4 protein-coding genes are annotated in these 4,116 nt (G+C 78.5%); 2 read left to right on the top strand and 2 right to left on the bottom strand.

Translation table 11 applies throughout. The annotated features are described in order from the left end of the window. Together Ae505Ps2_RS32660 and Ae505Ps2_RS18485 are read right to left on the bottom strand one after the other, a co-directional pair. Positions 1-1,081 (bottom strand): ABC transporter permease (locus tag Ae505Ps2_RS32660; protein ID WP_212567647.1); only part of this gene is annotated, 1,081 nt, incomplete at its 3' end. After that, positions 1,078-1,851, bottom strand: coding sequence for an ABC transporter ATP-binding protein (locus Ae505Ps2_RS18485; protein ID WP_083696079.1), 774 nt, complete (start codon positions 1,849-1,851; stop codon positions 1,078-1,080). The genes Ae505Ps2_RS18485 and Ae505Ps2_RS32660, both read right to left, overlap by 4 nt. A gap of 110 nt (positions 1,852-1,961) precedes the next feature. Here Ae505Ps2_RS18485 and Ae505Ps2_RS18480 point away from each other — a divergent pair, with 110 nt between their 5' ends. Next, on the top strand, positions 1,962-3,173 hold the full coding sequence (locus tag Ae505Ps2_RS18480; RefSeq protein ID WP_075305655.1) for a histidine kinase: 1,212 nt from the start codon (positions 1,962-1,964) through the stop codon (positions 3,171-3,173). Beyond that, positions 3,164-3,808: a response regulator transcription factor gene (locus tag Ae505Ps2_RS18475; protein ID WP_075305654.1), complete on the top strand. Its 645-nt coding sequence runs from the start codon at positions 3,164-3,166 to the stop codon at positions 3,806-3,808. The genes Ae505Ps2_RS18480 and Ae505Ps2_RS18475 overlap by 10 nt, the downstream gene beginning before the upstream one ends. The last annotated feature ends 308 nt before the right edge of the window (positions 3,809-4,116 follow it).

The following is a 4,116-nucleotide window of genomic DNA, read 5'->3' as shown; positions in this document are numbered from 1 at the left end:
CGTCCAGCGGCGCGGCCCGGGCCGCCCGGCGCGCCGCGGCGAGGCCCCCGGTGACCGCGAGCAGCACGCCGGCGGCGGCCGCAGCGGCGAGCGGCCCGGCGGCGGCGGGCACCGGTGCCGGCCGCGCGGCGTCGGTGGCGACGAGGACGGTGTGCAGCGGAGCGGCCGAGACGACCGCGAGGACCGTGCCCGCCGCCGCACCGAGGACCCCGACCAGTGCCGACTCGGCGAGCACGAGGCGGCGCACCCGGCCGGGCAGCGCCCCGGCGGCGCGGAGCAGGCCCAGCTCGCGGCGGCGCCCCGCGACGGCCGTCGACAGCGCGGCACCGACCACGACGACGGTCGTGACCGCGGTGAGCAGCGCGAGAGCGGCGAGGAGCTGGTCGCCGCGCCAGCGCACGCGGGCCTCCTGGACCGGCTCGACGGCCGCGCGGTCGTCGCCGGTCAGGACGGTCGTGTCCGGCGGCGCCGGCGGGACCGCACCGAGCACGCCGATCGTCCGCACGCCCGGGGCGAGCCGGGCGGCCTCGGTGTCGTCCACCCAGAGGCCGGGACCGTCCGTCGTGCCGGAGACGCGCATCGTGCGGACCGTGTCGGCGAACTGCACCGCGAGCCGGTCGCCCGGACCGACCCCGAGCGTGCGGGGGACGAGCACGTCGCCAGGGCCCCGCGGACGCTCCCCCGCCGTGACGCGGTACCCGCCGAGGACGAGCGAGGCGACGCCGTGACCGCCCTCCAGGTCGTCGGGGTCACCGACCGGTCGTCCGCCGGGCAGGGCGACCGCGGGGAACGGTCGGTCGGGCACCGCGGTCGCGCCGCGCGACGCGGCCAGGCGGTCGGCGAGGGCGTCGGCGACCGGGCCGCTCCACGGGATCCGCCCGTGCGAGCGCGGGGTCGTCGACGTCACGACCGGCGGGGCGACGACCAGCGCCGAGGTGGCCGCGAGGCGCTCCTGGACCACCGGGCGGGACGCGGCCGCGGCGAGCAGCACCGCCCCGAGCAACCCGACCCCGACGGCGACGGCGAGGACCGCGGCGAGCAGCTCCCTCCACCGGCCGCGCACACTCGCGACGGCGATCATCGGACGCCGTCCGGGGCCGGGACAGCGGGTCCGGTGAGGCGGTGCGCGATGGCGGCGGCGGCCCGCCGGTCCCCCGGCGGGCCGGGCACCGGGAAGCGGTCGACGAGGCGCCCGTCGCCCAGCACCACCACCTCGTCGGCCCAGGCCGCGGCAGCCGGGTCGTGGGTGACCATCAGCGTCGTCGCGCCCCGGTCGACGGCGCAGTGGCGGAGCAGTCCCAGGACCCCGGTGGACGCGGCCGAGTCGAGCGCGCCGGTCGGCTCGTCGGCGAACAGCACCGCGGGCCGGGTGAGCAGGGCGCGCGCGATCGCGACGCGCTGCTGCGGCCCGCCGGACAACTGGGCCGGACGGTGCCCGGCCCGGTCGGCCAGGCCGACCTCGTCGAGGGCGGCGACGACCGCGCGGGTACCCACCCGACGGCCGGCGAGCCGCGCGGGCAGTGCGACGTTCTGGGCCGCGGTCAGCGCGGCGACCAGGTTGAACGCCTGGAACACGACGGCGGTGCGCTCCCGGCGGGCCAGCGTGCGTCCCCGCTCGGACAACGCCGTCAGATCGACACCGCCGAGCAGCACGCGACCGGAGGCGGGGACGAGCAGCCCGGCGGCGCAGTGCAGCAGGGTCGACTTCCCCGACCCCGAGGGGCCCATGATCGCGGTGACCGTCCCTGGTCGCGGGGCGAGCGACACCCCGACGAGCGCGCGGACCGGGGGCGCACCGCGGGGCCGGTGGACGTGGTGCAGGTCGTGGAGCTCGATGGTCGTGGTCGGCATGGGCCCAGTGGACGGCCCGGGCCCGGCCCCACGCGGTCACCTCGACGGGAGTTCCGGGGTAGTGCCTGCGTTACCGCGCCCGGCTCGCACGGCGGGCTAGGTTGCGGGACGTGCGGATCGTGACGGCCTGGCAGGCGCTGGACCAGCAGCCGCTGCGGTTCCTCGCGACGGCCTGGCCGTGGCGGTCGCTGGCCTTCCTCCTGACCGGGACGATGCTCGGGGCCGGGCTCGTCGCCGTCGCCGGGATCTGGGCCTCCGGGCTCGTGCTGGGCGGCCCCTGGGTCGCGACCGCGACCGCGCTCCTGCTGGTCACGGCGGTGTGCCTGGGCGGGCGGCCGATCGCGGCGCTGGAACGGTGGCGGCTGCGGCTGGTGGACACCGCGCCCCTGCCGGATCCGTCCACTCGGCCCGGCCGGTGGTGGTCGGCGCAGCGGTGGCGGACCCCGCTGGTCTGGCGGGAGATCGGATTCGCGCTGCTCGCCGCCACCGGCCTCGCCGCGCTCGACGCCGGAGTCCTCGGCTTCTCCCTGGTCCTGCCGGTGCTGCTGTTCACCTCCGCCGCCGACGACCCGTCCACCTGGCCACTGGTCGCGCCCGGGGTCCTGCTGCTCGTCGCCACCCCCTGGACGGTCACCGCGTGGGCCGGGGCGCGGGCGACGCTGACCCGCACCGTGCTCGGACCGCGCGGCACCGAGCTGGGCCCCGACCTGTCCGACGTCGCGACCCGGCGGCTGCTGGGCGCGTTCGCGACCGAACGGGCCCGGATCGAGCGGGACCTGCACGACGGCGCCCAGCAACGGCTCGTCGCGCTCGGGGTGACCCTCGGCCTCGCCCGTCTCGACGCCGTCGACGGCTCGGCCTGCGCGGCACGGCTCGACAGCGCCCGCGACGAGCTCGGGCTGGCACTGACCGAGCTGCGTGACCTGGTGCGCGGCCTCGACCCGGCGACGCTGGCCGACAACGGGCTCGCCGTGGCCGTCGCGGACCGGGCCCGGCGCTGCCCGGTGCCGGTCGAGGTGGACCTGCACCTGCCGGCCGAGCTGCCGCCGGCCGTCGCCGGGACCGCGTACTTCGTGCTCACCGAGGCGCTGACCAACATCGCCCGTCACAGCGGCGCCACCTCCGCCTCGATCGGCGGGGGCCGGCACGCCGACCAGCTCGTCCTGGAGGTCCGCGACGACGGCCGGGGCGGCGCCGACCCGGCGGGCGGGACCGGGCTGTCCGGGCTCGCCGAGCGGGTCGCCCTCGCCGGCGGCCGGCTGCGGCTGTCCAGCCCGGCGGGCGGGCCGACGCTCCTGCGGGTGGAGCTGCCGTGCGGGTGACCGTCGCCGAGGACTCCGTGCTGGTCCGCGACGGGATCGTCGGGGTGCTGACGCGGTTCTCCCACACCGTCGTCGACGCGGTCGGCGACGCACCGGCCCTGCTGGCGGCGGTCCGGGCCGACCGGCCCGACCTGGTCCTGACCGACGTCCGGATGCCCGCGGGCCCGGACAGCGGGCTGCGCGCCGCGGTGGAGCTGCGTCGCGCCGACCCCGGGCTGCCCGTGCTGGTGCTGTCCCAGGTGGTCGCACCGGTCGCCGCGGAGGAGCTGCTCGACACCGGCGACGGCACCGGTGTCGGTTACCTGCTGAAGGACCGGGTGGCCGACGTGGCCGGGTTCGTCGCCGCCGTCGAACGGGTCGGCGCGGGCGGGACGGTGCTGGATCCCGAGGTGGTGGCCCGGCTGGTGCGCCGTCGGCGCGACCCGGTCGCGCGGCTGTCCCCGCGCGAGCGCGAGGTTCTCGACCTGATGGCGCAGGGCCGCTCCAACGCCGAGGTCGCCGCGGCGCTGGTGCTGTCCGACGCCGCGGTGCACAAGCACGTCCGGTCGGTGTTCACCAAGCTCGACCTGCCCGCGGACGCCCCCGGCCACCGCCGGGTGCTGGCGGTGCTGGCCTGGCTGCGGTCGGCGGGCTGACACCCGCCCACGGGTGGCCCGCGCCGCGCACCACCGGGCGCGCCGCGACCACATGATCATCAGTACTTCAGCGCTGCCCCACTAGTGCGCGACAGCGCTGAAGTACTGATGATCATGTGCGGCGGAGGCCGCGTGCTGCGCCGGATGAGGCGGGGGGGCGGGGGCCGCGGGGGTTCGGGGGTCGCGGGATTCCGCGGGTGCCGCGGCGGGGTTCGGCGTGGCGGGGCCCGGCGGTGGCGCGTCGCCGGTTCCGGGGTCCGTCCCGTCACCTGCTCAGCGCGGCACCTGCTCAGCGCGGCACCTGCTCA

The organism is Pseudonocardia sp. Ae505_Ps2 (assembly GCF_001932425.1).
Classification (GTDB): domain Bacteria; phylum Actinomycetota; class Actinomycetes; order Mycobacteriales; family Pseudonocardiaceae; genus Pseudonocardia.
This window is presented reverse-complemented; position numbering and strand designations above follow the sequence as displayed.

What these genes read in the sequence shown, in the direction of transcription:
- Ae505Ps2_RS18485 (WP_083696079.1), bottom strand. Translation starts at nt 1,851, where the DNA reads ATGCCGACCACGACCATCGAGCTCCACGACCTGCACCACGTCCACCGG.